The sequence below is a fragment of the Jeotgalibacillus sp. JSM ZJ347 genome, from assembly GCF_044383825.1.
Lineage (GTDB): Bacteria > Bacillota > Bacilli > Bacillales > Jeotgalibacillaceae > Jeotgalibacillus.
Genome location: NZ_JBISEN010000001.1, coordinates 1,122,360 through 1,148,406, shown reverse-complemented (window position 1 = coordinate 1,148,406; position 26,047 = coordinate 1,122,360). Strand labels below are relative to the sequence as shown.

At 42.2% G+C, this 26,047-nt stretch carries 23 protein-coding genes; 12 read left to right on the top strand and 11 right to left on the bottom strand.

Features of this window, described 5'->3' with window-relative positions; genetic code table 11:
• Window positions 1-166 precede the first annotated feature (166 nt).
• From ACH6CZ_RS05830 to ACH6CZ_RS05810, 5 genes are all read left to right on the top strand, one after another.
• Window positions 167-1,276 carry a GAF domain-containing sensor histidine kinase gene (locus ACH6CZ_RS05830; protein WP_374096461.1) on the top strand — a complete coding sequence of 370 codons (1,110 nt, stop codon included), beginning with the start codon at window positions 167-169 and terminating at the stop codon, window positions 1,274-1,276.
• An 11-nt stretch (window positions 1,277-1,287) separates the two neighbouring features.
• Window positions 1,288-1,941 carry a response regulator gene (locus ACH6CZ_RS05825; protein ID WP_374096460.1) on the top strand — a complete coding sequence of 218 codons (654 nt, stop codon included), beginning with the start codon at window positions 1,288-1,290 and terminating at the stop codon, window positions 1,939-1,941.
• Window positions 1,942-2,057: 116 nt separating this feature from the next.
• Window positions 2,058-3,035, top strand: coding sequence for a zinc-binding dehydrogenase (locus tag ACH6CZ_RS05820; protein ID WP_374096459.1), 978 nt, complete (start codon window positions 2,058-2,060; stop codon window positions 3,033-3,035).
• Window positions 3,036-3,135: 100 nt separating this feature from the next.
• Complete coding sequence (locus tag ACH6CZ_RS05815) at window positions 3,136-4,491, top strand: SpoVR family protein (protein WP_374096458.1); 1,356 nt, start codon at window positions 3,136-3,138, stop codon at window positions 4,489-4,491.
• Between the two features lie 116 nt (window positions 4,492-4,607).
• Entirely contained in the window at window positions 4,608-5,246 is a 639-nt protein-coding gene (locus tag ACH6CZ_RS05810) for an FMN-dependent NADH-azoreductase (protein WP_374096457.1), read from the top strand.
• 176 nt (window positions 5,247-5,422) lie between these two features.
• On the opposite strand, the gene ACH6CZ_RS05805 is transcribed toward ACH6CZ_RS05810, so the two are convergent.
• From ACH6CZ_RS05805 to ACH6CZ_RS05780, 6 genes are all read right to left on the bottom strand, one after another.
• Window positions 5,423-5,551, bottom strand: a complete 129-nt coding sequence (locus tag ACH6CZ_RS05805; protein ID WP_374096456.1) for a hypothetical protein — start codon at window positions 5,549-5,551, stop codon at window positions 5,423-5,425.
• A gap of 133 nt (window positions 5,552-5,684) precedes the next feature.
• Window positions 5,685-7,160, bottom strand: a complete 1,476-nt coding sequence (locus ACH6CZ_RS05800; RefSeq protein WP_374096455.1) for a SulP family inorganic anion transporter — start codon at window positions 7,158-7,160, stop codon at window positions 5,685-5,687.
• A gap of 451 nt (window positions 7,161-7,611) precedes the next feature.
• Complete coding sequence (locus ACH6CZ_RS05795) at window positions 7,612-9,294, bottom strand: glycoside hydrolase family 13 protein (RefSeq protein ID WP_374096454.1); 1,683 nt, start codon at window positions 9,292-9,294, stop codon at window positions 7,612-7,614.
• Between the two features lie 283 nt (window positions 9,295-9,577).
• Complete coding sequence (locus ACH6CZ_RS05790) at window positions 9,578-10,933, bottom strand: hemolysin family protein (RefSeq protein WP_374096453.1); 1,356 nt, start codon at window positions 10,931-10,933, stop codon at window positions 9,578-9,580.
• A gap of 246 nt (window positions 10,934-11,179) precedes the next feature.
• Window positions 11,180-12,082, bottom strand: a complete 903-nt coding sequence (locus ACH6CZ_RS05785) for an aldo/keto reductase (RefSeq protein ID WP_374096452.1) — start codon at window positions 12,080-12,082, stop codon at window positions 11,180-11,182.
• A gap of 4 nt (window positions 12,083-12,086) precedes the next feature.
• The gene (locus ACH6CZ_RS05780) at window positions 12,087-12,365 is read right to left on the bottom strand and encodes a hypothetical protein (RefSeq protein ID WP_374096451.1); all 279 of its coding nucleotides are present in this window, start codon (window positions 12,363-12,365) and stop codon (window positions 12,087-12,089) included.
• A gap of 95 nt (window positions 12,366-12,460) precedes the next feature.
• Here ACH6CZ_RS05780 and kynU point away from each other — a divergent pair, with 95 nt between their 5' ends.
• Window positions 12,461-13,738, top strand: a complete 1,278-nt coding sequence (gene kynU, locus ACH6CZ_RS05775; protein ID WP_374096450.1) for a kynureninase — start codon at window positions 12,461-12,463, stop codon at window positions 13,736-13,738.
• Between the two features lie 12 nt (window positions 13,739-13,750).
• The gene (gene kynB / locus ACH6CZ_RS05770) at window positions 13,751-14,368 is read left to right on the top strand and encodes an arylformamidase (RefSeq protein WP_374096449.1); all 618 of its coding nucleotides are present in this window, start codon (window positions 13,751-13,753) and stop codon (window positions 14,366-14,368) included.
• Between the two features lie 30 nt (window positions 14,369-14,398).
• Here the strand turns inward: kynB and ACH6CZ_RS05765 are convergent, their stop codons facing one another.
• On the bottom strand, window positions 14,399-14,833 hold the full coding sequence (locus tag ACH6CZ_RS05765) for an arsenate-mycothiol transferase ArsC (RefSeq protein WP_374096448.1): 435 nt from the start codon (window positions 14,831-14,833) through the stop codon (window positions 14,399-14,401).
• A gap of 175 nt (window positions 14,834-15,008) precedes the next feature.
• Here ACH6CZ_RS05765 and ACH6CZ_RS05760 point away from each other — a divergent pair, with 175 nt between their 5' ends.
• Together ACH6CZ_RS05760 and ACH6CZ_RS05755 are read left to right on the top strand one after the other, a co-directional pair.
• Window positions 15,009-16,259 (top strand): dicarboxylate/amino acid:cation symporter, encoded by a 1,251-nt coding sequence (locus ACH6CZ_RS05760; protein WP_374096447.1) that lies wholly within the window; start codon window positions 15,009-15,011, stop codon window positions 16,257-16,259.
• A 76-nt stretch (window positions 16,260-16,335) separates the two neighbouring features.
• On the top strand, window positions 16,336-16,509 hold the full coding sequence (locus ACH6CZ_RS05755; protein ID WP_374096446.1) for a twin-arginine translocase TatA/TatE family subunit: 174 nt from the start codon (window positions 16,336-16,338) through the stop codon (window positions 16,507-16,509).
• A gap of 196 nt (window positions 16,510-16,705) precedes the next feature.
• On the opposite strand, the gene ACH6CZ_RS05750 is transcribed toward ACH6CZ_RS05755, so the two are convergent.
• The 3 genes from ACH6CZ_RS05750 to ACH6CZ_RS05740 form a co-directional block, all read right to left on the bottom strand.
• Window positions 16,706-18,103: a cryptochrome/photolyase family protein gene (locus ACH6CZ_RS05750; RefSeq protein WP_374096445.1), complete on the bottom strand. Its 1,398-nt coding sequence runs from the start codon at window positions 18,101-18,103 to the stop codon at window positions 16,706-16,708.
• A gap of 15 nt (window positions 18,104-18,118) precedes the next feature.
• Window positions 18,119-18,688, bottom strand: coding sequence for a TetR/AcrR family transcriptional regulator (locus tag ACH6CZ_RS05745; RefSeq protein WP_374096444.1), 570 nt, complete (start codon window positions 18,686-18,688; stop codon window positions 18,119-18,121).
• 132 nt (window positions 18,689-18,820) lie between these two features.
• On the bottom strand, window positions 18,821-18,970 hold the full coding sequence (locus ACH6CZ_RS05740; RefSeq protein WP_173425079.1) for a hypothetical protein: 150 nt from the start codon (window positions 18,968-18,970) through the stop codon (window positions 18,821-18,823).
• A gap of 816 nt (window positions 18,971-19,786) precedes the next feature.
• Here ACH6CZ_RS05740 and ACH6CZ_RS05735 point away from each other — a divergent pair.
• Window positions 19,787-21,544: an ABC transporter ATP-binding protein gene (locus ACH6CZ_RS05735; RefSeq protein ID WP_374096443.1), complete on the top strand. Its 1,758-nt coding sequence runs from the start codon at window positions 19,787-19,789 to the stop codon at window positions 21,542-21,544.
• The gene (locus tag ACH6CZ_RS05730) at window positions 21,541-23,553 is read left to right on the top strand and encodes an ABC transporter ATP-binding protein (protein ID WP_374096442.1); all 2,013 of its coding nucleotides are present in this window, start codon (window positions 21,541-21,543) and stop codon (window positions 23,551-23,553) included. Before ACH6CZ_RS05735 ends, ACH6CZ_RS05730 begins: the two co-directional genes overlap by 4 nt.
• A 310-nt stretch (window positions 23,554-23,863) precedes the next feature.
• Here the strand turns inward: ACH6CZ_RS05730 and ACH6CZ_RS05725 are convergent, their stop codons facing one another.
• On the bottom strand, window positions 23,864-24,481 hold the full coding sequence (locus ACH6CZ_RS05725) for an NAD(P)-dependent oxidoreductase (RefSeq protein WP_374096441.1): 618 nt from the start codon (window positions 24,479-24,481) through the stop codon (window positions 23,864-23,866).
• A 146-nt stretch (window positions 24,482-24,627) separates the two neighbouring features.
• On the opposite strand from ACH6CZ_RS05725, the gene fumC reads away from it, so the two are divergent.
• Window positions 24,628-26,016 (top strand): class II fumarate hydratase, encoded by a 1,389-nt coding sequence (gene fumC / locus ACH6CZ_RS05720; protein WP_374096440.1) that lies wholly within the window; start codon window positions 24,628-24,630, stop codon window positions 26,014-26,016.
• The last annotated feature ends 31 nt before the right edge of the window (window positions 26,017-26,047 follow it).

Genomic DNA, 26,047 nt, shown 5'->3' with positions numbered 1-26,047 from the left:
CGCAGTGAGCCGGTTAGGTTACTTTGAGGTTGAGACTATACTGTCTCAGCCTCTTTTTGTCGAGCGCCTTCCGCGTTTCTTTTCAGCCTTTAGACCGAACAAGAAACGTTAGTACCCTCAGTGTGTATGTCTTATAATTAAAACAACAGGTACAGGCGGTGATACAATGAATGATCCATCACATGTAACCATCCTGAAAGAAATTGCTGAGCTTTTGAATGAAGAAACTGAAATGGAATCAATGCTTCAGGGAGCGCTGGAAAAGTTCCTTGAAGGAACAGATTTTCACACAGGATGGGTCTTTTTCATAGAAGAGAACGGAAAGCATGCTTTAATTGCACACGAAAATCTTCCTGATATTCTGACTGAACAGGATTGCTTTTATATGAAAACAGGAGGCTGCTGGTGTGTGAACCGTTTTAGACAGGGGAGACTGAGAAAAGCCTCCAACATCATAGAATGTAAACGGATCACAGAAGCAATTGACCGCAGTAAAGAAAATCCTGAAGGAATTACGCATCATGCAACTGTCCCGCTTCAGTCGGGAAATGAACGTTTTGGTTTACTGAATGTCGCAACACCGGGCAGAAGAGAATTTGAATCTCACGAACTGGCTCTGCTTGAATCGGTTGCTTTTCAGATCGGGTCTGCGATTAAGCGGATTCAACTGACGAAAAAAGAGCAGGAAGTAGCACTCATGCAGGAGCGTAACCGGCTTGCGAGAGATCTGCATGATTCAGTAAATCAGCTGTTGTTTTCTATGACGCTCACAGCGAGAGGCGGAGCTGAAATGTCAGAAGACCCTGACGTGAAGGATACGTTCCATGGCCTTCAGTCACTCGCCCAGGAAGCACTGACAGAAATGAGAGCGCTGATCTGGCAGCTTCGTCCGAAAGGAATGGAAGGCGGACTGACGGAAGCGCTGAATGGTTTCGCTGAAATGCTTGGACTTAAAGCCACGGTTAAGATTGAAGGGGTGCTGAACCTTCCTGCAAAAGTTGAAGAGACGATTTTTAGAATTGGTCAGGAAGCGATTACTAATTGTAAAAGGCACGCCGATGCAGAGGAGATCTATATCTGGATTGAAGCGAAACCTGATAAAATTGAAATGACCATCCGGGATTTTGGACGGGGGTTTTATCCTGACCACGTGGAAAAACTTCCATCGGTTGGAATCTCAAGTATGAAAGAGAGAACAAGATTATTAAAGGGCGACTTTTCACTGGTAAGTCACCCTTCTGAAGGTACACAGATAAAGATTATACTGCCTTATTAGGAGGTGCTTTGATGTCGATAAAATTACTGATTGCAGATGATCATCATGTTGTCAGAAGAGGACTTGTGTTCTTTTTAAAGACACAGAAGGATATAGAAATCGTAGGAGAGGCCAAAAATGGTGTAGAAGCTGTCGCAATGGTGAAAAAGTTCCAGCCGGATGTTGTACTGATGGATCTGGTTATGCCTGAAATGGATGGTATTGAAGCGACGCGGGAAATTAAACGCGCACTTCCTTCCACAGAAATTATGATGCTCACAAGCTTTTCAGATCAGGATCACGTTGTACCTGCAATTGAAGCCGGTGCAGCAGGGTATCAGTTAAAAGATATTGAACCGGATGAGCTGGCGGATTCGATCCGAAAGCTTGTAAACGGAGAAAACACGCTGCATCCAAAAGCGACGAGTCATCTGATGACCCGCGTAAATAAAGATGAACCATCTCCTCATGAAGTTCATCAGCTGACCAGAAGAGAAAAAGATGTGCTGCTGGAGCTTGCAAAAGGGAAAAGCAACAAAGAAATTGCTTCTTCATTATTTATTACTGAAAAGACAGTTAAAACACATATTTCAAACCTCTTCTCCAAGCTTGAAGTGTCAGACCGCACACAAGCAGCACTTTATGCAGTAAAGCACGGCCTGGCTTCGCCTGAAAGGAGATACTAGAAACCGTGCATCCGCACGGTTTTTTAACGTCTTGTTAATACGAATAAAATCAATCATCTGATTAGCTGCTATATATAATGGGTAACATCAAAGAAAGATACAAGGAGGAATGTAACGTGAAAGCATTACTGTTAAGAGATAAAGGACAATGGCGTGACATGAAAGTTGAGGAAATAGAAAGACCGTTACCGGGTGCTGATGAAATTCTGGTGAACGTAAAAGCAGCAGGTTTGAATCCGGTAGATTACAAAACCGGTCAAAATGGATCACCTGCGTGGCATTATCCACACATCTTAGGGCTGGATGCTGCCGGTGAGGTGGTTGAAATGGGATCTGATGTGACAGGGTTTGAAAAAGGAGACCGTGTTGTATTTCTGGCTGACATGATGAAGAAAGGGGCATTCGCTGAATTTGCAGTTGCGAAAGCCCATACAGTATCAAAGCTTCCGGATAGCGTCTCTTTTAATGATGCAGCTGCATTACCGGTTGCTGCTTATACAGCGTATCAGGCTTTATTTTACAAACTTCATATTCAAAAGAACAAGTCGATTCTGATCCATGCAGGAGCTGGTGGTGTTGGGGGATTTGCAATTCAGCTTGCGAAATATGCAGGACTCACAGTCATTACCACTGCTTCAGAGGAGAATCATGAGCACGTAAAACAGCTGGGTGCAGACTTGGCAATTGACTACAATAAAGAAGACTTTGTCCAGAAAACGAAAGAATTCACAAATGACCTTGGTGTTAATTATGTTCTAGATACAGTCGGCAGGGAAAATGCAACACAATCACTTGAAGCACTTGCGTATAACGGACAGATCGCATTTATAGCGGGACAGCCGGAAATGAATGACTCCATTTCGTTTACACATCCGGTTTCATTTCACCACGTAGCACTTGGCAGCGTATTTCAGTCGGGTAATCATGAAGAAGAAGCTACACTAAAAGTAATTGGTGACCACCTGGTTGAATTGCTTGAAAAAGGTGAAATCAACAGTCTGGTCGAACAGGTGATCTCTCTTGAAGAAGTACCAAAAGGACTTGAACAGCTAGAGACGAGAAAAGTGAAAGGTAAGATTGTTGCAGAAATTTGAGATCCAAAACCGTGAGTGATTGTAGCTTGCGGTTTTTTACTTTGTCAGAATGCATAATTGGTGCTTAACCGGCATACGATGCAGGAAGGAGGCGACCTGAGTGGAATCCAGAGAATTAGCGAGAACAATCAGTGAAGTAACTGAAATTGCAAAAGGGTTTGGTCTCGATTTTTATCCGATGCGCTATGAGATCTGTCCTGCATCAGTCATCTATACATTCGGTGCGTATGGCATGCCAGCGCGCTTTTCACACTGGAGTTTCGGAAAGCAGTATCACAAAATGAAGATGCAGTATGATCTTGGTTTAAGTAAAATTTATGAACTCGTTGTTAATACAAATCCATGCTATGCATTTCTGCTTGACACAAACACGCTGATTCAGAATAAGCTGATTATTGCCCACGTGCTTGCACACAGTGACTTTTTTAAAAACAATATACGCTTCAGTAAAACAAACAGGGATATGATTCAGCAGATGAGCTCGACTTCAGAACGGATCAAAGCATATGAAAAACAGTACGGTGTAGAAAAAGTGGAGGATTTTTTAAATGCTGTGTTAGCGATTGAAGAGCATATAGATCCGCTGCTGTTTAAATCAGAAAAGCCGGCAGAAGAGAAAAAAGAAGTGAAACATAAAGAACCTTACAGTGATTTATGGGATGAAGAAGTGAAGCAATGTGAGCCTGTTCAAAAGAAAAAATTCCCGGAGCATCCTGAAAAAGATTTAATGCTGTTTATTCAGTCCCACAGTAAAGAACTTGAAGAATGGCAGCGGGATATCATGACAATGGTGCGTGAAGAAATGCTGTATTTCTGGCCACAGCTTGAGACGAAGATTTTAAATGAAGGGTGGGCAACGTACTGGCATCAGAAAATTATGCGCGAGCTTCCATTGACCGAGGAAGAGACGATTGAATATGCCAAGTTAAACGCAAGTGTCATTCAGCCGTCTAAAACGTCAATTAATCCATATTACCTGGGTCTGAAGCTGCTGCAGCATATTGAAAGTAAAGAAGACAATCAAAAGGATGCAATGAAAAAATTGTTTGAAATACGTGAGCTCGAATCAGACCAGTCTTTCATCAGAAACTACTTTACAAAAGAATTTTCAAGACAGGAAGATCTCTATTTATTTCAGCAGTTCGGAAAGGATTATAAAATAACTGGTAAAGATTATGAAGCCGTCAGAGATGAGCTTGTTCAGTCCAGGGTCAACGGTGGATTCCCGTGTCTGTATGTAGAAGACGGAGATTATATGAAAAACGGGGAACTTTATATCAGGCACGCATTTGAAGGAACTGAGCTCGATGTTCAATACCTTGAAAAGGTCCTTCACTACATTTATCAGCTGTGGGGAAGAACAGTTCATTTTGAGACAATATTGAATCAGAAAACATTTTTGTTTACATGCAGTGGGCGCGGCGTATATAAAAAACAGGTTGAATATACAACTTAAGCAGATCACTTGATTTGATCTGTTTTTTTATTTATAATTGTCCTGTATTCGAGATAATTAATAATATGACTTTTTATAAACAGTAATAATTTTTCAGTAAAGGAGTTTTTTACATCATGAGAGTACTAGTTGTTAAAGCAAACAATCGTCCATCAGATCAGTCAGTTTCTGCGAAAATGCATGATTTATTCCTGCAAGAAATTAAAAATAATGAAGAGATCACAATCGACCAGGTCGACTTATATAACGAAGAGCTTCCATATATCGGACAGGACTTCCTGGCTGCACAGTTTAAGTCAGCAGAAAGTGCGCCATTAACAGATGCAGAAAGCAAAGTGCTTACAATTGCCAACAGCCATCTTGACCGTTTCAAGCATGCGGATATTGTTGTATTTGCATTCCCGTTATGGAACTTCACTGTACCGGCAGTGCTGCACACGTATATGGATTACCTGTTCCGTGCAGGAGAAACATTCCGTTATACAGCTGAAGGTCCCGAAGGGCTAATGGGTGACAAACGTGCGGTTCTGCTGAACGCTAGAGGCGGAGACTATTCAGCACCAGCAATGCAGGGAGCTGAAATGAGCGTAAACTTTATTAAAAACGCATTGAACTTCTTTGGTATCCAGCGTCAGACTGATGTGATCATTGAAGGTCATAACCAGTATGTTGACCGTTCTGAAGAAATTAAAGAAGAAGGATTTAAACGTGTAGTTGAAGCTGCAAAAGATTTAAACGCAATTGTTGCACGATAATATGAAGAACAAAGAAGGCTTTCCGCAATAATGTGGAAAGCCTTCTTAATGATGTCCAGCTCCAGGCGCCAGCTCCGCGGATCATAAGCCACACAACAGTAAACGGGGAAACCACCCCTTTTCCGCTACGCGTCTTAAGCCTATCGGAGCTGAGCGAGCGCCTTCCGCTTTTCGATTTATAAAAGCATATGTAACATGACTGCTCCAATACCAATTCCCAATATAAAATAGTTCTGAATACCGCCGGGCTTTTCCTCACGTGACGAAACCTCTTCTAAACGCTGAAGCAATTGATCCATTTTCATAAAGATCGACTCCATTCATTTAACGGTACATATATTATAAACATAAAAGAAAGCGCTTTCAATAAATAAATTGAATTTTAAAATAATTCGAGAAAGCAAAAAAATCCGGATGCATTCACATCCGGATAGAGAGTTAATGTCCTGACACTTTCGCATCAGGCTGATCATATACTGAAAGCTGATCGACCAGTTCATTGCTTTCTTTATTTAATCCGGTCAGTCTTACTTTCGCACCATTCTGCTGAATTTTAATCGCAACCTTATCAACAGCATTGATGGCTGAATCATCCCATAGATGAGCTTTAGTAAAATCAATGACCACTGTATCCATACCGTGTGGATCAAAATCAATTTCAGAAACGAAATCAGTCACCGAAGCAAAGAATATTTGACCTTCAACACGATAAGTGATGCTTGACGCAGCCTCATCGATTTCTTTTTCGATGTGAACTTTAGAAATCTTAGCGGCAAAGAAAATTGCGCTTAAAAGAACTCCAGCAAGTACACCAATTGAAAGGTCATGTGTAATGACAACAGTAGCAACCGTCACAATCATGACGGCAGCATCTGATCTTGGGACTTTGTGAAGGCGGGTTATGGATCCCCAGTCAAACGTACCGATCGATACCATGATCATAACGCCGACAAGTACTGCCATCGGAATCTGAACAACAACATCCGTCAAAATCATAATCAATCCAAGTAAAACAGCGCCTGCAGTGAATGACGACAATCTGCCGCGTCCGCCTGCTTTCACATTAATCACTGCCTGTCCGATCATTGCACAGCCGGCCATACCACCAAAGCATCCAGTAATCATATTGGCAATACCCTGACCACGCGCTTCCTGATTCTTATCACTTGGTGTATCCGTCATATCATCCACGATTTGTGCTGTCAGTAACGACTCAAGTAATCCGACAACTGCAAGTGAAATTGAATAAGGAAGAATAATCATCAGTGTTTCAAACGTAAACGGTACATTCGGAATTAAAAATGAAGGAAGGGTCTGAGAAATTGTTCCCATGTCTCCAACTGTTTTAGTGCCAATACCTGTAGCCATAACAAAACCAGTTACCACAATAATCGCAATCAGTGGCGATGGGATTGCTTTGAAAAATCTTGGAACCAGGTAGATAATGGCAAGTGAAACAGCAACCAATGCGTACATAATCCAGCCGGCTCCTTCAAACTGATCCAGTTGTGCCATGAAAATTAAAATCGCAAGTGCGTTCACAAAACCAATCATCACTGAATTCGGAATAAATCGCATCAGCTTACCAAGCTTTAAAACACCCATAATCAGCTGAATAAATCCGGTCAAAATTGTAGCAGCAAATAAATACTGCAAGCCGTGCTCAGCAACAAGAGTTGTCATAAGAAGTGCCATTGCGCCAGTAGCACCGGATATCATACCCGGGCGTCCCCCGATAAATGCAATCACAACAGCAATACAAAAAGCAGCATAAAGTCCAACCATCGGGTCAACACCTGCAATGATTGAAAAGGCAATGGCTTCCGGAATTAGTGCAAGGGCCACTAAAATACCGGACATGATGTCCCCGCGCACGTTTCCGAACCATTCCTGTTTATATTTAGTTAAATCCAATTTAAAAATCTCTCCTTTAATTCTATTTTTGCGACTTTTCACTCTCAGAAAAGTCAGGTCCGTTTATAACGAGAAAAATTATAGCACGTTTGGAAGAAATGAAAAAACAACATGAAAGCGCATTAATAAATATAATGCTTGAAAATACTATGATTATCGTAAAAATACTATGAAGTTTAATAAATTTGTCATAAGTAATTATTATTGAATAAAAGTACATATAACAAAGGTAAATAAAAAAGACTGCCCCCAGGACAGCCTTTCATATGATGATTTGTTAAAAACCATTGTTATTTATGCACAGCTGATGATCGGAGCGTAAGGGGGCGACTCCTGTGGCAGGAAGGGGCAGGTGAGACAGAGCATGGTGAAGCCTGCTGACTCACCGCCCGGTCGCGGAAAGAGTCCCCCTGAAGCGGAGATCATCAGCCAAGCTTAACAGGGCCTAACATTAAGATAATTTATAGACTCTTGCTTCGTATGGTTTAAGAACAATCGTTGACGTATCATCATGTGTTGTAACAGGCAGGTTATTCAGCATCAGGTTATCAAAACTTAATGTGAAATCCAGGTCGTCACAGATTGCATCTTTCGTAGACAGGTTTGTGAAAATCACAACCTGCTCATCTCCAAGTGTTCTTGTATATGCATAGATCTGATGATGTTCAGGCAGGAGAAGGTCATAAATGCCGTAAGTGAACACTTCATGATTTTTCTTCATTTGAATCATCCGTTTATAGAATGACAGAACCGAATCTTCATCCTTCAGCTGATCTTCAACGTTAATATCCTTGTAGTTCGGATTTACTTTCATCCACGGGGAACCGGTTGTAAAACCTCCCTGGTTCTCACTTGACCACTGCATTGGCGTTCTGCTGTTATCACGGGAAGAAGCCCAAAGAATCCGCATAATGTCATCATGTGGGACGCCCTCTTCACGACGGATGCGGTAAAGGTTTTTAGCTGATACATCGTCATAGTCATTGATGGAATCAAACTGTACGTTTGTCATGCCGATTTCCTGGCCCTGATAAATGAATGGTGTACCCTGCATCAGGAAATACATTGCTGCCATAGATGTTGCACTTTCATACCAGTATTCATCATCATTACCCCACGTTGAAACGACGCGCGGCTTATCGTGATTTTCAATGAACAATGCATTCCAGCCGTTGTCCTCAAGTCCTTTTTGCCATCTTGTCAGAACTTTTTTCAGTTCAACAATATCAAGCTGGAGGTTCGTTTCAGCATCCCATAGTCCAAGGTGCTCGAACTGGAAGATCATATCCATTTTCCCTTTTTTCTCACCAACCCACAGATCAGCTTCATCAATCGATACGCCGTTTGCTTCACCGACTGTCATCACGTCGTACTGACCGTACGTTTTTTCTTTAAACTCTTTTAATAGAGGCTGGATGCCTTTTTGGTTCATATGCATATCGAAAGAAGAGACGTACTTTTTCTTCTTAGGGTTTGGCATATCAGGAAACTTCTTACGCTTTTTAATATGGCTGACTGCATCAATTCTGAAGCCGTCAATCCCTTTATCAAGCCAATAATTCACCTGATCATAAATCGCCTGTCTCGCTTCAGGATTTTCCCAGTTCACGTCGGGCTGCTTAGTAGAGAAGACGTGAAGGTAATACTGATCTGTTTTTTTATCATACTCCCACGCAGAACCGCCGAAAATACTTTCCCAGTTATTTGGCTCAGCGATTGTCTTGCCTGATTTGTCTTTTTTACCATCACGCCAGATATACCAGTCACGCTTCGGGCTGTCTTTTGATTCGCGTGATTCAATAAACCACTGGTGCTCATCACTAGTGTGGTTTGGAACAAAGTCAATGATCAGCTTCATGTCACGCTTGTGTACTTCACTCAGTAAAGTATCGAAATCTTCCATTGTACCGAAATCATCCATAATTGCCTGATAATCTGAAATATCGTAGCCGTTATCATCATTTGGTGACTGATACATTGGGCAGATCCAGATGACATCAATTCCAAGCTCTTTTACATAATCAAGTCTTTGTACAATTCCCTGTAAATCACCGATTCCATCACCATTAGAATCCTGAAAGCTTCGCGGATATATTTGATAACCGACAGCTTCTTTCCACCATATTTTCTTCATCTACTGGCACCTCCATATTTTATGCAATCGCTTGCACTAACAATCAAATAAAATGCTTTGACTGCAATAACTCATTGACTGCAATGCAAAGCGTTAAAATGTCTGTTTATTTATACCTGTTTATTTTACCTTCTACAGGCTGTTTAAGCAATCATTATTTCAGCTGCTAATTTTAAAATAGAAGGAGGGAGGGGTGATGAGACGATCGAAATTTAATTTATAATCCGCCTGAAGCGCAGCGAAATGATTAAAGCCTGACACATTATTGTGCCAGGCTAAGATGTTACAGTGCTTCAGTTGTTCTGACAGTAGGGGAAGGGGCTGTTTCAACTTCCGACACTTTCTCCTCAGAAAGCTTCCAGACTTCAAGATAAAGAATATGATAACCTTCTACATCATTGACTCTGAATACGTATCCCTGCTCATAGATCTCATCGCCGACTTCAGCGTTAAAGTTCCGTGTCATAAACCATCCGCCAATGGTATCGACATCTTCTTCGTCAATATCAATGTCAAGCAGTTCATTCACACTCTGAACAAGCACTTTAGAATCAAGAATATAATGATTTTCATGTATTTGCTGAACATCCGGAATTTCATCGGCATCAAACTCATCCTGAATTTCTCCGACAATCTCTTCGATAATATCTTCCATCGTCACAAGACCGGACGTACCACCATATTCATCAAGCAGGATCCCCATATGCATCCTGTCTCTTTGGAATTTATGAAGCAGCTCATGAATCGGAATGCTGTCAATGACCTGGATGATCGGATGTTTGAACTCCGAGATCGGGCGCTTTCCATTTTCCTGATTTTCAATAAATGATGTCATTAATTCTTTCATATTAATCATTCCGATAATATTATCGCGGTCTCCATCTTCAGTGACCGGATAACGGGTATACTGCTCTTCTTTCATCACTTCGAATACTTCAAGCAGCGTAAGGCCGCTGTCCACACTTGCAATTTCTGTTCTTGGAACCATGATTTCCTTTGCAACCCGCTCATCAAATTCGAATATTTTATTTACGAATTTGTATTCAGACTGGTTTATCTCGCCACTTTTTAAACTCTCTGAAAGGATCATGCGTAGTTCTTCTTCTGAGTGCGCCGCATCATTAGCAGAAGAATGCTTTAAGCCAAACATTCCTGTGAGAAGTCGGGCAGACCCATTCAAAAACCTGATAAATGGGTAGAGAATACGGTAAAACCAGATTAACGGTGCTGCAAACATCAGTGTAATTTTCTCAGCCTGCTGGATTGCGATAATCTTAGGAGACAGCTCTCCAACCACCACATGTAAAAATGTAATGAGTGAAAACGCGAGTATAAAAGATAAAACCGGTGTCCATGACAGATCGAGTCCTGAAAATAAAGGTGCCAGCATATAAGCAATTGTTGGACCGCCGATCCAGCCAAGTGCTAATGCAGAAACAGTGATGCCAAGCTGGCAAGCAGATAAATACTCATCAAGGTTATCTGTCACTTTTTTTGCATTAGCCGCCTTCGGGTGTCCTTCTTCAAGCAGCTGGTCAATACGCGTAGACCGTACCTTTACAATCGAGAATTCAGAAACGACAAAGAATGCAGTACAAGCAAGTAAAACAACGACCAAAATTAAATTGTCTATCTCCAATGATGCGAGAGCATTCCCTTAAGCGGAAAGCTCTCTTCCACCTCCTGTGAATGTTAGTGTAATGGCATCAGAGATCATTCCGTCAGAATGAAGGTCCTCATCAGGGACAGGCTCTGTGCCTTTTCGCTTTTGGCAAGTTGGACATGTATACAGTTCACGTTCATAACCCCATCAGATTTCCTCCATTCTCATCTTAATTGCCTATATTCTACCACAATCAGCAAATTTTTTACCACCTGATTTCATTTAAGGTACATCATGTCCTAATACAGCCTGATAAATCGTAAACCACTGGTGTGGATCCATCTTGTATTCCTGTGCACGAACCGCTGATTGAATTCGTTCTAATTTACCTGATCCGGCAATTACAGAAATATTAGCTGGGTGTGAATACAGCCATGCATAAATCACTTCATCCAGTTGATCTGTCCCAATCTCACTGCCAACCTCCTGAAGTGCTGCACGGATTCTGCCTGCTTTCTCATCTTTACCGGTTAAAATGTTTCCTCCTGCAAGCGGTGACCAGGCCATCGGTGGCATCTTCTTTTCAAGAGACAGATCAAGTGTCCCGTCTTCAAAGTTTTCAAGATAATAAGGGCTCAGTTCAATCTGGTTGGTCAGTAATGGCTGATCAATATAAGATTCAAGCATATTAAGCTGACTTCTTTTAAAGTTTGATACGCCAAAATGCTTCACTTTCCCTGACCGGTGTAACTCATCAAAAGCAGCTGCCGTTTCCTCAGGGTTCATGAATGGATCAGGTCTGTGAATTAACAGCAGGTCAATGGATTCAACTGAAAGGTTCTTTAACGAGCGCTCCACTGAAGAAAGTATATGTGCCTTACTTGTATCATAATGATGACTTCTGTGAGCAGGGCGGTTAGGAGATTCCAGTACAATACCGCACTTCGTCACGATCTCCATTTTTTCGCGCAGTGAAGGCTCAAGCGCCAATGCTTCACCAAAAAGTGATTCGCACTGGTAGCTTCCATAAATATCAGCATGATCAAACGTTGTGATACCTGTTTCCATAACCTCTTTAATGAGAGTAAGTCGCTCTTCCTTTGAAAGATTCCAGCCTGATAAGTGCATCATGCCATGAACCGTTTTAGAGATAGATAAATCTGAAGCGAGTTGTATTCTTTGCATAACATTAACCTCCGTTTTCATATGTGATGGTGCGCAGCGAAAAGAGAATCAAAATAATTGCGATCAGCCTGACCAGATATACTTCAGCAGTCACACCGATCAAGTACAAACATGATATATAGATAGACATATTCAGCATTTGAATGCGGTTACTTGAAAGTGCAGCATTCATTGATAGTAAAATGACCAGTGGAAGTATGTATAACACTGCCGCAGATATAGCCGGTACCATGACCAGAAGAGGTATGAAAAAAACCACAAATCCGATTCTCACTTTGTACACCTGACCTCTTCCTCCCGCCTTCGCAAAACAAGATTCTTTCCTGTATGATAATATCATACAAGTTCAATCAGTATGTACAATAGGGGGCTTACACAATGAGTTTTATATTTGATCTGAATGAAGCACAGCAGTTTGACAGCCAGGATGAAATAGCAGCGTTCCGGGACGAATTTTACATAAAAGAAGGCCAGTATTATCTGGACGGGAATTCACTCGGTCTGCTTTCTAAAAAAGCAGAACAGGCGGTCCTGGATTTACTTTCGAGCTGGAAGGACTACGGGATCGAAGGATGGATGGAAGGGGAGCACCCATGGTTTACGTTATCAGAATCACTTGGGGAGAAAACAGCTCCTTTAATTGGTGCAAAGCCTTCGGAAGTCATCGTAACAGGATCCATAACAGTGAACCTTCATCAAATGCTATCAACATTTTATCAGCCGGAAGGGAAGCGTACTAAAATTGCTGCAGATGAGCTGAATTTTCCATCTGATATTTATGCGCTACAAAGTCAGATTGAATTAAAAGGACTGAAGCCGGAAGAACAACTGATAAAAGCCGGTTCTGCAGATGATGTAACGCTAACAGTTGAAGAGATAGATCGTGTCTTGTCAGAAGAAGTAGCCGTTTTGTTACTGCCGTCTGTGTTATATCGCAGCGGTCAGCTTCTTCCTATTAAAGAGATTACAAAACGCGCGCATGAAAAAGGTATACTGGTCGGTTTTGACCTTGCCCATTCGATCGGAGCCGTGCCCCACCAGCTGCACGACTGGGGCGTTGACTTTGCAGTGTGGTGTAATTATAAATATATGAACAATGGACCCGGTGGAACTGGAGGGCTTTACATTCATGAAAGACATCACGACCGTCTTCCGGGATTAAAAGGCTGGTTCGGCTCTGATAAAGAAAGACAGTTTGATATGGCCCATACTTTTACAAAAGCAGAAGGAGCGGGGGCGTATCAGATCGGCACGCCGAATATATTGTCAACAGCACCGCTTATCGGCAGTCTTGCGCTTTTTGAAGAAGCGGGTATTGAAAGACTGCGTCAAAAATCTCTGCATCAGACCGGCTATATTGCCGCGTTTGTGGAAAAAGAACTGAAGCAGTTTGGAATAAAGAAAGTAACCCCTTCAGCTGATGCAGAAAGAGGGGGGCATATTGCATTGCAGCACCCATATGCAGCCGGGATCTGTAAAGCGATGAAAGCAGAGGGGATTATTCCTGACTTCAGAGCACCGGATATTATCAGACTTGCACCTGCTGCTTTTTATACCAGTTATCAGGACCTTTATCAGGCCATGCAGCTGATCAAACAGATCATGCAAGAAGAAACGTATAAAACGTATTCAAATGAACGAAATGTGATTGCATAAGGAGTTGTCTTAATGAAACTGATTGATATTTCAATGACACTGAGCAGCAGTACCCCGAACTGGCCGGGAGATACGCCATTTCACTATGAGGTGACATGGCCGATGGAAGAAAGCGGTTCTGTTAATGTAGGGAAAATTGAAGCAAGTACACATATCGGAACACATATTGATGCACCATTTCACTATGATGACAACGGTCAAAAAACGGATGAACTGGATTTAAAGCGCTATTTTGCAAAAGCAGCTGTGATCGATTGTTCCGGCATGAGTGAAATTACTGCCGAACAAATCGAACTGAATGATCAGCAAGTAACAGCCGTCTTATTTAAAACAGGAGACTGGAAAAACAGGACTGAATTCCCCGGGGAAATTCCGGTGATGAATGAAGAAGTGCCGAAATACTTAAAGAGTAAAGGAGTGAACTTAATTGGCGTAGACCTGCCATCTGTCGATCACCTTGAAAGTAAAACGCTTCCGATTCATCATGCACTGTATCAGCAGGATATTAATATTTTAGAAGGAATTGTACTTGATGAAGTAGAGGAAGGGCGTTATCAGCTGATTGCGATGCCGCTGAAAATCAGTGGAGGGGATGGCAGTCCGGTCCGTGCAGTGCTGATTTCAGAGTAAAAAAATACCCTCGGCCCACGAGGCAGAGGGTTACACAGCTGACGCTGAGAGATCTTTTTCAAGCTCGCGGATCTTAAGTGCAATTTCGTCGCAAATTTCCTGAAACATTGCCCATTTTGCAAACGGATCATCTGCGCGCTTAGCGGGGTTTACAATGTTCCAATTTATCACTTTGTCTGAAAAAGATGGGTGAATACTAATCGCTTCATCTTTTTCCGGATCCTGTATGATGACAATTACATCCGCTTTCCTGAGGTCGCTTTCACTTATGCGATACGGAGTAATCGATGCTATATCTATACTGATTTCTTGCATTGCCTGTAAAGTGAAAGGGTTCTTTTTGGCGTCTGTCCATCCGGCACTCTTAAAAACTGTACCAGGAATAAAAAGGCGGGAAGCCCATCCTTCAGCGATTGAGCTGCGTTCATGGTTTGCTGATATAAAGTAAATCAATCGATCGGCCATAGGAACAGCTCCTTTCAATATTTGTTTCATAATTCACTATACCCATCTTTTTAAAAATATATGCGTATAGACCTGTTTTGCCGCGCATTATTTGATTTCTGACTGGTTAGCAGGTAAATTGATGGGGGTATAGTCTAAAAAGCAGATTACAAATTATGTGATTGGAGGACAATGTATGAAACTGAATCTGACAGCTAAAATAATTATCGGACTTGTACTCGGTATTATTGTCGGCCTTATATTAAACATATTCGCTTCCGACCTGTTTAGTACGCTGGATACATATTTATTTAATCCGCTGGGTGAAATTTTTCTCGGGTTAATCAATATGCTCGTTGTGCCAATTGTTTTCTTCTCACTCGTGCTTGGCGTAGCCGGCCTTGGTGATACGAAAAAACTTGGCAGAATGGGCGTAAAAACAATCTTAACCTTCCTTACAACGACTGCAATAGCGATCACAATCGGATTGTCACTGGCAACAGTGATTCAGCCGGGAAATGAATCACTGTTTACACAGGAAGAGAGAGATGCAGCTGAATTTGAAGAAAGTGAAGCGCCTTCTGTAGGTGAAACACTTCTGAATATTATTCCTGATAATCCGGTCATGGCAATGGCTGAAGGAAATATGCTGCAAATTATCGCTTTTGCAATTTTTATTGGATTTGCAATAACTGTGCTGGGCGAAAAGACAAAAGGTGTCTATCAATTATTTGAACAGGGAAATGAAATCATGATGTTTCTCGTTGGGATCGTTATGAAGTTTGCTCCGTATGGAACGTTTGGTCTGATCGCTTCTGCACTTGGCGAAGCAGGGCTTGATTCACTACAGAGTATTCTAATGTATGTTCTTGTTGTATTGCTTGCACTTCTCATTCATGCGGTCATTACCTATGGATCGATCATTATGTTTCTGGCTAAAAAGAGCCCAATCTGGTTCTATAAAAACTTTTTCCCTGCCATGACAGTCGGCTTCAGTACATCATCCAGTAACGCTACACTGCCGATCTCAATGGAAACTGCACAAAAAGAGCTGAAGGTGTCAAAACCTGCAAGTTCTTTTGTACAGCCTCTTGGTGCTACAATTAATATGGATGGTACAGCCATCATGCAGGGTGTTGCGACAATCTTCATTGCTCAGGTATATGCAGTGGACCTGACATTTGTTGAACTGCTCACCGTTGTATTGACTGCAGTACTTGCCAGCATTGGTACTGCGGGTGTGCCGGGAGTGGGAATGATTCTCCTGGCAATGGTATTAACATCTGTCGGTCTTCCGGTAGCCGGTATTGGATTAATTATAGGGATAGACAGAATACTCGATATGACACGAACAGCGATCAACATTTCAGGAGATGCGGCAGTTGCACTGTTTGTATCAGAATCTGAAAAGAAAAGAAAAATAAAAGAGCAGCGTGGAGAAGCTTAATTCACAATATCTCCACTCGCAATTTTACAAAAAAGCGTTATACTGAGAGCAAGAAGAAAAGAAGGGGTAGAGTACAATGAACCTCGGATTTGGTGAAATACTCATCATTTTATTTGTCGCACTTCTTGTGTTTGGTCCGTCAAAACTGCCGGAGCTTGGCAAAACAGCAGGCAAAACACTTTATGAATTTAAAAAAGGCATGAACTCAGTTATGAAAGATGAGGAGCCAAAAAAACCGTCCCAAAAGTGATTTGGGGCGGTTTTTTAAATTTGTCTAGCTTCTGGCGCTAGCTCTCCGCGTCATATGCCTGTCAGAGCTGGACGAGCGCCTTTACGTTTTTCGAATTTATTAGGCGGCGCAGCGGGGTCGGAGTTGAGTGTGTCAGTTTTAGAATCATTACAATAACGAACCACTGAACTCCGACCCCAGGGTGCCGCCTGAAAAATTACTTCTTCACATCATCATAACGGTCAAGCGCACGCTGTCTTGCTGCTTTGTGATCAACAATCGGCTCAGGGTAATCATTGCCGATTTCTACACCGGCTTCTTCAAGTACATCATCCGGTGCGCCGGATGGATCGTGAATATATTTTGCAGGCATTTTTTTCAGCTCAGGGATCCATTCTTTAATGTATTCACCATCAGGATCAAATTTTTCTGATTGAGTTGTCGGATTAAAGATTCTGAAGAACGGAGAAGCATCTGCTCCTGATCCGGCAACCCATTGCCAGCCCATCACGTTGTTTGCCACATCAGCATCAACGAGTGTATCGTCAAACCAGTCAGCGCCATCTCTCCAGTGGATCAATAAGTCTTTTGTCAGGAATGATCCTACAATCATTCTGACGCGGTTATGCATATAACCGGTAGACCAGAGTTCTCTCATACCGGCGTCTACGATTGGAAAACCGGTTTTACCTTTTTTCCAGGCTTCAAACTGATCCTTTTCATCCATCCACTTAAACTTTTTGAACTGATCATTCATTGGATCAGTTTCAGTTTCTGGGAAGTGCGTAATCAGTGAGTAGGCGAAATCCCGCCACACGAGCTGTCTCAGAAATGGTTCTCCGGCCGCTTCAGCATTCTTTTTAACCGAGTGATAGACACTTCTGACTGATAGCAGGCCGAGTGCAAAATAAGGAGATAATGCTGAACTTGCTTCTTCAGCAGGAAAATCACGCTTGTCTTTATAAACTTTCAGCCTTTTATCTGTAAAGGCATGGAATCTTCTGACTGCTGCTTCTTCTGAAGGGGTCCACCGTTTTCCCATACCACCTGTCCAGTTTATTTCAGGCAGCAGGTCGAGGTCGTCGATAGACAGAGAATCCTCTTTGTTAAATGAAACGGGTTCCACCTTTTTTACAGATGGAAGCGCCTGAGGGATTTCATGTTTTTGCATCGCCTTATAAAATGGTGTGAACACCTTATAAGGTTCACCGTCTTTCTTTTTCACATCCCATGGTGGAAGAAGAAGTCTTCCTTCATAAGTGTTTACATCCAGTCCCTTGTTGTGAAGCGTTTCGCCGATTTCACGGTCCCGGTTAAAGACTGAAGGTTCATACTGACGGTTCCAGTGTATAGCTGAGATATCGTACTGACTGATCAGTTCTTTCAGTATTTTCTCCGGCTTTCCTTTTGCGATATAAAGCTTTCCTCCAGCTGATTCCAGCCTTTTTTGAAAAGAGCCAAGCGCATGATGGAGAAACCATTTTTGTGCTGAACCAATCTTTTCATCTTCATCAAAAATATAAACCGGCAATACCTTGCCGGCTTCTGCAGCGTGATAGAGACCCGGGTTGTCGTGAAGACGCAGGTCTTTTCTGATCCATACAATTGAAGTCATGATACCGCTCCTTTATCAGGGAGTGATCCCGTTTTCGATCATATCAAATAGCATCTTTGCCCATTCTTCTTTTGGTATTCCCTCGCTGTTCTGAATTAAAACAGATTGAAAAAACACGCCGGCTATAAGAGAGGATGGGAGTCCTGCTCTGATTGACCCTTCATTTTTTGCTTTTTCAATCAGTGTCATCAGTAATTGAAACAGCCGTCCTGATTGTGCATCCAGCTGTTCAAGCTGCTTTTTCACTTCAGGAGAAGCGCTTTTATCAAGTGAGGGTCTCATTTTAATCATGTCATATACCTGGGAATATTCCATGAATAAGTAAAGCAGGTCCTTGAGTGTCAAAAAAGCGTCCGGCTGCTGGCTGAGCTGGTCAATTTTTTGCATCACCTGATCCATTAAAGAAGTCATATAATCAGCGATGAGTTCATCTTTATTTTTGTAATACTCATAAATTGTACTTCTGGCAACATCAAGGCGCTCTGAAAGGGCTTTAAAGTGAAATCCTTCATAGCCTTTTTCTAAAAGCAGACTTTCTGTTGCTTCCATCAGTTCTGTGATGTTCATTTTTCGTTGTCGCGCCATACGCACTCATCCTTTAAGATCGTCCTGTAATCAGTATATCGGAAAATAGGGGACAAGTGGGAAATGAAGCGGTTTTCAATATTAAATACACTAAAAAGAACCCTGATTTCTCAGGGTTCCGTTAAGCGCTACTTAGAACATCGGAAGAATATAATTGATTAAGAACCATAAGATACCGATAAAAATAATGATGTAAGCAGCATATTTAATAAATGTAGCACCGACGAGTCCTCTGTCGGTTTTTTGTTCCTTTTGAACCTCGACTCTGCGTTCATCTGCCATTTTAAGTTCCCTCCTGATTATCCAATCAGATTAATTAAGAAGAAGATCACAACGATTGCACCAATGATCATTAGAATTGTACGTAACATGGTAACGCCTCCTTAGCATAATAGATTCTTTATAACCGCTGATGATTTCAGTGGAGGACTGCGCTTTCCGCGTCCGCGCGGTGAGCCTCCTCGGCTTTGCCTGCGGGGTCTCACCTGTCGCTCCTATAACGCAGGAGTCTCCGTTCTCCACTACAATCCTCAGCTCGATCATTCTTTGAAACATGCTATAACTATGTGTTTAATAGTAAGATACCCATAGGAGGACCCTGCAAACCAGGTTAAGTCGTTTTTGCAAATAAAAAGTTTAAGCAGTGTGTTAAACAAATCTTCAATGATTTCTGAAAAATATATTGACATCATTCAGCTGGTAGTTTATTCTAATGATGTTCAAAGAATGGACAAAAAATCGTACAGAAAGGAGCTGTGTGTCATGATCATCATTAAACGTAAAAAATATTCCGTAAAACTGAATATCACGCAGCGAACTTTTTTCTGACGATCTGAATGATTGGTTGACTGGTAAAGGTGTTGTCTGCGTATGCAGTCAGCGCCTTTTTTTAAAGCATACTCTGCTTTTTTACAGGCGGAGTATGCTTTTTTGATGCCAATTTTTAGTTGATAACAGGTTATCTGTTTTCATAAAAACTTTTTCAGGAGGAATGATGAAGATGAAAAGAATCTACACAATCATGATTAAGGCAGGTTTCAAGGCGGCTCTGGATAGTGGGTAGCCTGAGTTGTATCGGAATAAAGGAGGTGTCCGCAGATGTTTGATATTTTTATAAAGCTTGGCTGGTTTTTTAAAGAGCACTGGAAGCGGTATACAGTGGCAATAGGATTATTGTTAATTGCGAATTTATTTGAAGTCGTTCCACCATTTCTTGTGGGGATGGCGATTGATGATATTTTCATGGGAGAGCTGACGCAGGATCTTTTAGTACAGTATCTATTGATTCTGGCAGGAATTGGCGTTGTGACTTATATCATGAATTACGTGTGGCAGTATTTACTTTTTGGCGGAGCGCACCAGATTGAGCGCCGGCTGAGATCAATGTTTATGGGGAAGCTGCTTCAAATGACACCGGGTTTTTACGAGAGAAACCGCACTGGTGATCTGATGGCAAGAGCGACGAATGATTTGAAAGCAGTATCCGTCACAGCGGGTTTTGGTGTATTAACACTCATTGATTCTACTGCTTATATGCTGACGATTCTTCTGACGATGGGTTTTTTAATCTCATGGGAATTAACGATTGCTGCAGTGTTGCCGCTGCCGATTCTTGCTTTTGTCATGAAAATACTAGGTAAAAAAATTCATGAGCGTTATATGACTGCACAGGATGCATTTGGTGACTTGAATGACCGCGTGCTTGAGTCGGTTGCCGGTGTCCGTGTAATCAGAGCTTATGTGCAGGAGAGAAGGGATGAAGAACTGTTTCATCAGCACACAGAAGATGTATATCAGAAGAATATCCGAGTGTCATTTATTGATTCGCTTTTTAACCCGCTGACAAAAGTGCTGACAGGGATCAGTTATATGATTGGTCTCGGGTATGGTGCGTATCTTGTATTTAACCAGGCAATCACACTCGGTCAGCTTGTCTCGTTTAACGTGTACCTCGGGATGCTGATCTGGCCGATGTTTGCGATTGGAGAATTGATTAATATTATGCAGCGTGGAAACGCTTCAATGGATCGCGTGAATGAAACATTGAGCAGTTCGCCGGATGTAGCAGAGCCTGCATCATCAGCAGCTGTCACTTCAATGGAGAGCATTGAATTCCGTGATACTGTATTCCAATATCCTTCTTCAAATGTGCGGAACCTGAAAAACCTGAACATCAGGCTGATGCAGGGGCAGACACTTGGGATTGTCGGAAGAACGGGAAGCGGAAAAACGACGATTGTCAAACAACTGCTAAAAGAATACCCGGCTGGTAATGGTGAAATTTCAGTCAGCGGTACGGGCTTGAAAGATTTGAAAAAGGAACAATTATTATCCTGGATCGGTTACGTTCCTCAGGAGCATGTGCTGTTTTCAAAATCTGTCCGGGACAATATCTTATTCGGAGCAGAAGATGCATCAGAGGCAGAACTGATGAAAGCCGTAAAAATGGCTCATTTTGAAAAGGACCTCGAAATGCTCCCAGACGGTCTGGATACCATGGTGGGTGAAAAAGGGGTTGCCTTATCAGGTGGTCAAAAGCAGCGGATCTCAATTGCGCGTGCATTAATAAAAGATCCGGCACTGCTAATTCTTGATGATTCCCTATCAGCAGTTGATGCAAAGACAGAAGCAGCGATCTTAGAGAACATTAAGAATGAGAGAAATGAAAAAACAACAATCATCACAACTCACAGACTGTCTGCAGTTGAACATGCAGACTGGATCGTTGTAATGGATAACGGTGAGATTGTTGAAGAAGGTGTCCACTGTGACCTGTTGAAAAAGAAAGGCTGGTATTTCGAACAGTATGAACGCCAGCAGGTTGAAGAGTCACTGTTAGAGGAGGTGCAGTCATGAGTGTAGGGAAACGCCTCTGGCAATATGGTTTGATGTATAAAAAAACGATCCTGATTGCGCTTGTGATGCTGACGATTTCAGTTGCAGCAGAACTGGCAGGTCCTTTTATCGCGAAGAAAATGATTGATGATCATATTCTTGGTATTGAAGAGACATGGGTAGAAACAGGAAATACAGATGATGCAGTGTCATATGATGGCACATTTTATAAAAGAGAAGCGTATTTAAATGATGGTGAGCAGGGTGGAAGTCAGGCTCACATTTTCCAGATCGGCCTGAACTTCTATTTTGTAGATGAGCCGGTTGAAGCTGAAGGTGAAAGAAGCTATCAGGACGGTCAGCTGATATTCGGATCAGGAGATGCTGCAACAGCTTATCCTGCTCAAGAGCTGACGAGAGGAGAGGTGTTTGCTTTTTACACACCTGAAATCCCAAGAATGCTCTGGCTTGTCGCGCTTTACTTCGGCTTAACTGTACTAGCTGCAATTTTTCACTTTGGTCAGGAGTTTCAGCTGCAGCGTTCGGCAAACAGAATTATTCAGAAGATGCGTACGCAGGTGTTCAATCACATTCAGCGTCTGCCGATCAATTATTTCGATAATCTGCCAGCTGGTAAAGTTGTGGCAAGGATCACAAATGATACAGAAGCAATCAGAGAACTGTATGTGCAGGTGCTCGGTCAGTTTTTCCATAGCGGCGTCTATATTACAGGTATCTATATTGCACTGTTTATCCTTGATCCGAACCTGGCAGCGATCTGTCTGGTCCTGCTGCCGATCTTATATGTGTGGATGCTGCTGTATCGAAAATATGCATCAGAATATAATCAGACAGTCAGATCCAAGGTAAGTGAAATCAATGCTTCTATTAATGAAGCGATTCAGGGAATGAATATTATCCAGGCTTTCAGAAGAGAAGGCCGGATTCAAGATGAATTTGAAGAAAAGAATACAACGCACTTTCAATTCCAGAATAAGCTGCTGAACCTGAATGCACTCATGTCACACAACCTGGTTAACATTTTGCGTAACCTGACATTTGTCGCATTCATCTGGTATTTCGGTGGTGCAGCACTGACAGCTGAATCCGTTGTAACAGTTGGTGTGTTATATGCATTTGTAGATTATCTGACAAGACTGTTCCAGCCGGTTACAGGAATTGTGAATCAGCTTGCAAACCTTGAGCTTGCACTTGTTGCAGGTAAAAGAGTATTTGAACTGATGGATGAAGATGGGGAAGAAGTCAGAGACGAACGGATTGAACGCCTTAAAGGGCATGTTGTATTTAACGATGTATCATTTGCATATAAAAAAGAAGATTATGTATTAAAAAACCTGTCATTTGAAGCGAAGCCGGGTCAGACAATCGGGCTTGTCGGACATACCGGCTCCGGCAAGTCATCAATTATGAACCTGCTGTTCCGCTTCTATGACTGTCAAAAAGGGGAGATTCTCATTGATGGACAAAACATCAAGGAATTACCTCGACAGACCATTCGTGATCACATGGGGATTGTACTCCAGGATCCATATCTCTTTACAGGTACAATTGCATCCAATGTCAGCCTCAATGATCCTCGAATATCAAGAGAAAAAATAGAGGAATCATTAAAGGCTGTCGGAGCAGACCAGGTGCTGACAAACCTGGAGCAGGGCATCGATGAACCTGTTATTGAAAAAGGAAGTACGTTATCTTCAGGTCAAAGGCAGCTGATTTCTTTTGCAAGAGCGCTCGCCTTTGATCCGGCGGTTCTTGTACTTGATGAAGCAACGTCGAGTGTGGACACTGAAACAGAATCAGTGATTCAGCATGCAATGGATACGTTAAAAACAGGCAGAACCACATTTATCATCGCACACCGCCTGTCAACGATCCGTAATGCTGACCAGATTCTTGTATTAGACCGTGGACATATCGTTGAACGCGGCACACATGATGAGCTGATGGCAAATCGGGGTAAATATTATCAAATGTATGAACTGCAGCAGGGAAAACAGCAGGCTGGGTAATGCTTGTGAATGCTGTGGGATGTCAAAAAGATCAGGACAAAAATTGTCCCGATCTTTTTAATCGTTCCGCTGCGCTGAGTTAATAATATTAAATATTATTAATTTAATAAAAAACTATTTATTGGAATTCTAATAAAGTAAGAGTTTATATAGTTTAGCCATCTTAGCTGACCGGAGCAGAAGGCGGCGACTCCAGCAGGAGAAGTCGGACAGGTGAGACCCCGCAGGCGAAGCCGAGGAGGCTCACCGCCGGCCCTGCGGAAAGCGTCCGCCTGGCGCGCAGGTCAGCGATTACAATCTACTACCAAACTTAATAAGTAATCCCGACTCTCTCCCTGACATGCTCATTATTTAATAGTAGAGAATAAGCAAAATCACCGGTGTCATACATCGAAATGCTCGATGGCTCATCCGGCAGAGTATTGATTTCTGTCCGGTACGTACCAACACGTTCGCCGTCCGGCAGGTAAGTCGGACAGACAACAGTCCAGTCAAGCCCGGCTTCTTTCAGCATTAGATAAGCCCTGCAGTGATCCTCAGCAGCCGTACTCAAGCGCCTGTTTGACTCAGATGAATGAAAACGGAATTTGCCTGGTTCTCTTTTTGAATCAAGAATACCGGCAGTTCCAATGGTGATAATACGATTGATATGATGCTTTCTCATTGCAGGCAGGATATGAATCATTGATTTAGTCAGTGCATCATTTTTATCTGTCCCGAGTGCACTCATGACTGCATCTGCTCCTGAGATCGTGTGGTCCACATCTTCTTTCACTGAAGCGTCACCCTGTATGTACGTCAGATTTGGGTGATGACTCTGAAGTTCAGCGTCACGAACCAGTGCCTGTACATGATGTCCGTCTTCTAGAGCCCGTTCAAGTATGACGCTGCCGACTCTGCCTGTCGAACCGAATAATGCAATTTTCATTATTTAACCTCCTGTCTGAATCCGTTTTAATTAGTGTAGCTTACTTCAGTTCTTTCGGAAAGATTATTGATTAAGTTAGTGTAAGTGAGGTATGTTTAGGGAAATGTTACAATATTCATACAATCATTTGGAAAGGGGATTTGTACATGGATTTTCGTACTGAAAGAGATACATTAGGTGAGGTACAGGTACCAGCAGATAAACACTGGGGAGCACAAACGCAGCGCAGTCTTGAAAACTTCCCGATTGGCATTGAGAAAATGCCGCTTGAAGTTACTTACGGTTTTGCCGAGTTGAAAAAGGCGACAGCTGTTGCGAACTATGATCTTGAAAAACTGTCATTACATAAGAAGAATGCAATTGTTAAAGCTTGTGAGGAAATTTTAAACGGGGAGCTTGATGAGCATTTTCCGCTGTCTGTCTGGCAGACCGGAAGTGGTACACAGTCTAATATGAATGCCAATGAAGTCATTTCATTTAGAGCTAATCAATTGCTGTCAGAGCAGGGAGTGGATGAAAAAGTTCACCCGAATGATGATGTGAATATGTCTCAGAGCTCAAATGACACATTTCCGACAGCGATGCATATTGCAGCTTACCGTGCAGTCTGCAGTAAGCTGATTCCGGCTTTGAATAATCTGACTGATACGTTTTATCAGAAGGAAAAAGAATTTTATGAAGTCATTAAAATTGGAAGAACACACCTTCAGGATGCTACACCATTAACGCTTGGTCAGGAAATCAGCGGATGGCGTGCGATGCTTGAGCGTTCTAATACAATGATTCAGGAAGCCAATAAGCATATCCTTTCTCTTGCGATTGGCGGCACTGCAGTAGGAACAGGAATTAATGCACATGAAGAGTTTGGTGAGCGTGTAGCAAAGCAGCTCGTCCTGCAGACAGGTTTTCCTTTCTATTCTTCAGACAACAAATTTCATGCGCTGACGAGTCATGATGAAATTGTTTATCTGCACGGTGCCTTAAAAGGTCTTTCAGCTGATTTGATGAAGATTGCCAATGATATCAGATGGCTTGCAAGTGGTCCGAGAAGTGGAATTGGTGAAATTACCATCCCTGCCAATGAGCCGGGCAGTTCGATTATGCCTGGGAAAGTCAATCCAACGCAGAGTGAAGCGCTGACGATGATCACGACTCAGATTATGGGGAATGACGCAACGATCGGATTTGCTGCGAGCCAGGGGAATTTTGAACTGAATGTCTTCAAGCCTGTAATTATTTATAACTTCCTTCAGTCGATCACATTGCTTGCTGATGGAATGAACACATTTAACGATAAGTGTGCTGTTGGAATTGAAGCGAATCTTGAAATCATTTCAAAGCACGTTGAAAATTCTCTGATGCTTGTAACTGCATTGAACCCTCATATCGGCTATGAAAAAGCTGCTGAAATCGCAAAGCTTGCTTTTAAGGATGAATCAACATTAAAAGAAGCTGCAGTGAAGACGGGTTATCTGACAGAAGAGCAGTATGATGAATGGATTCAGCCGCTTAACATGGTGAATATCGACCGTTAATCACTAGAAAAGGCCCACTCAAGCTTTGAGC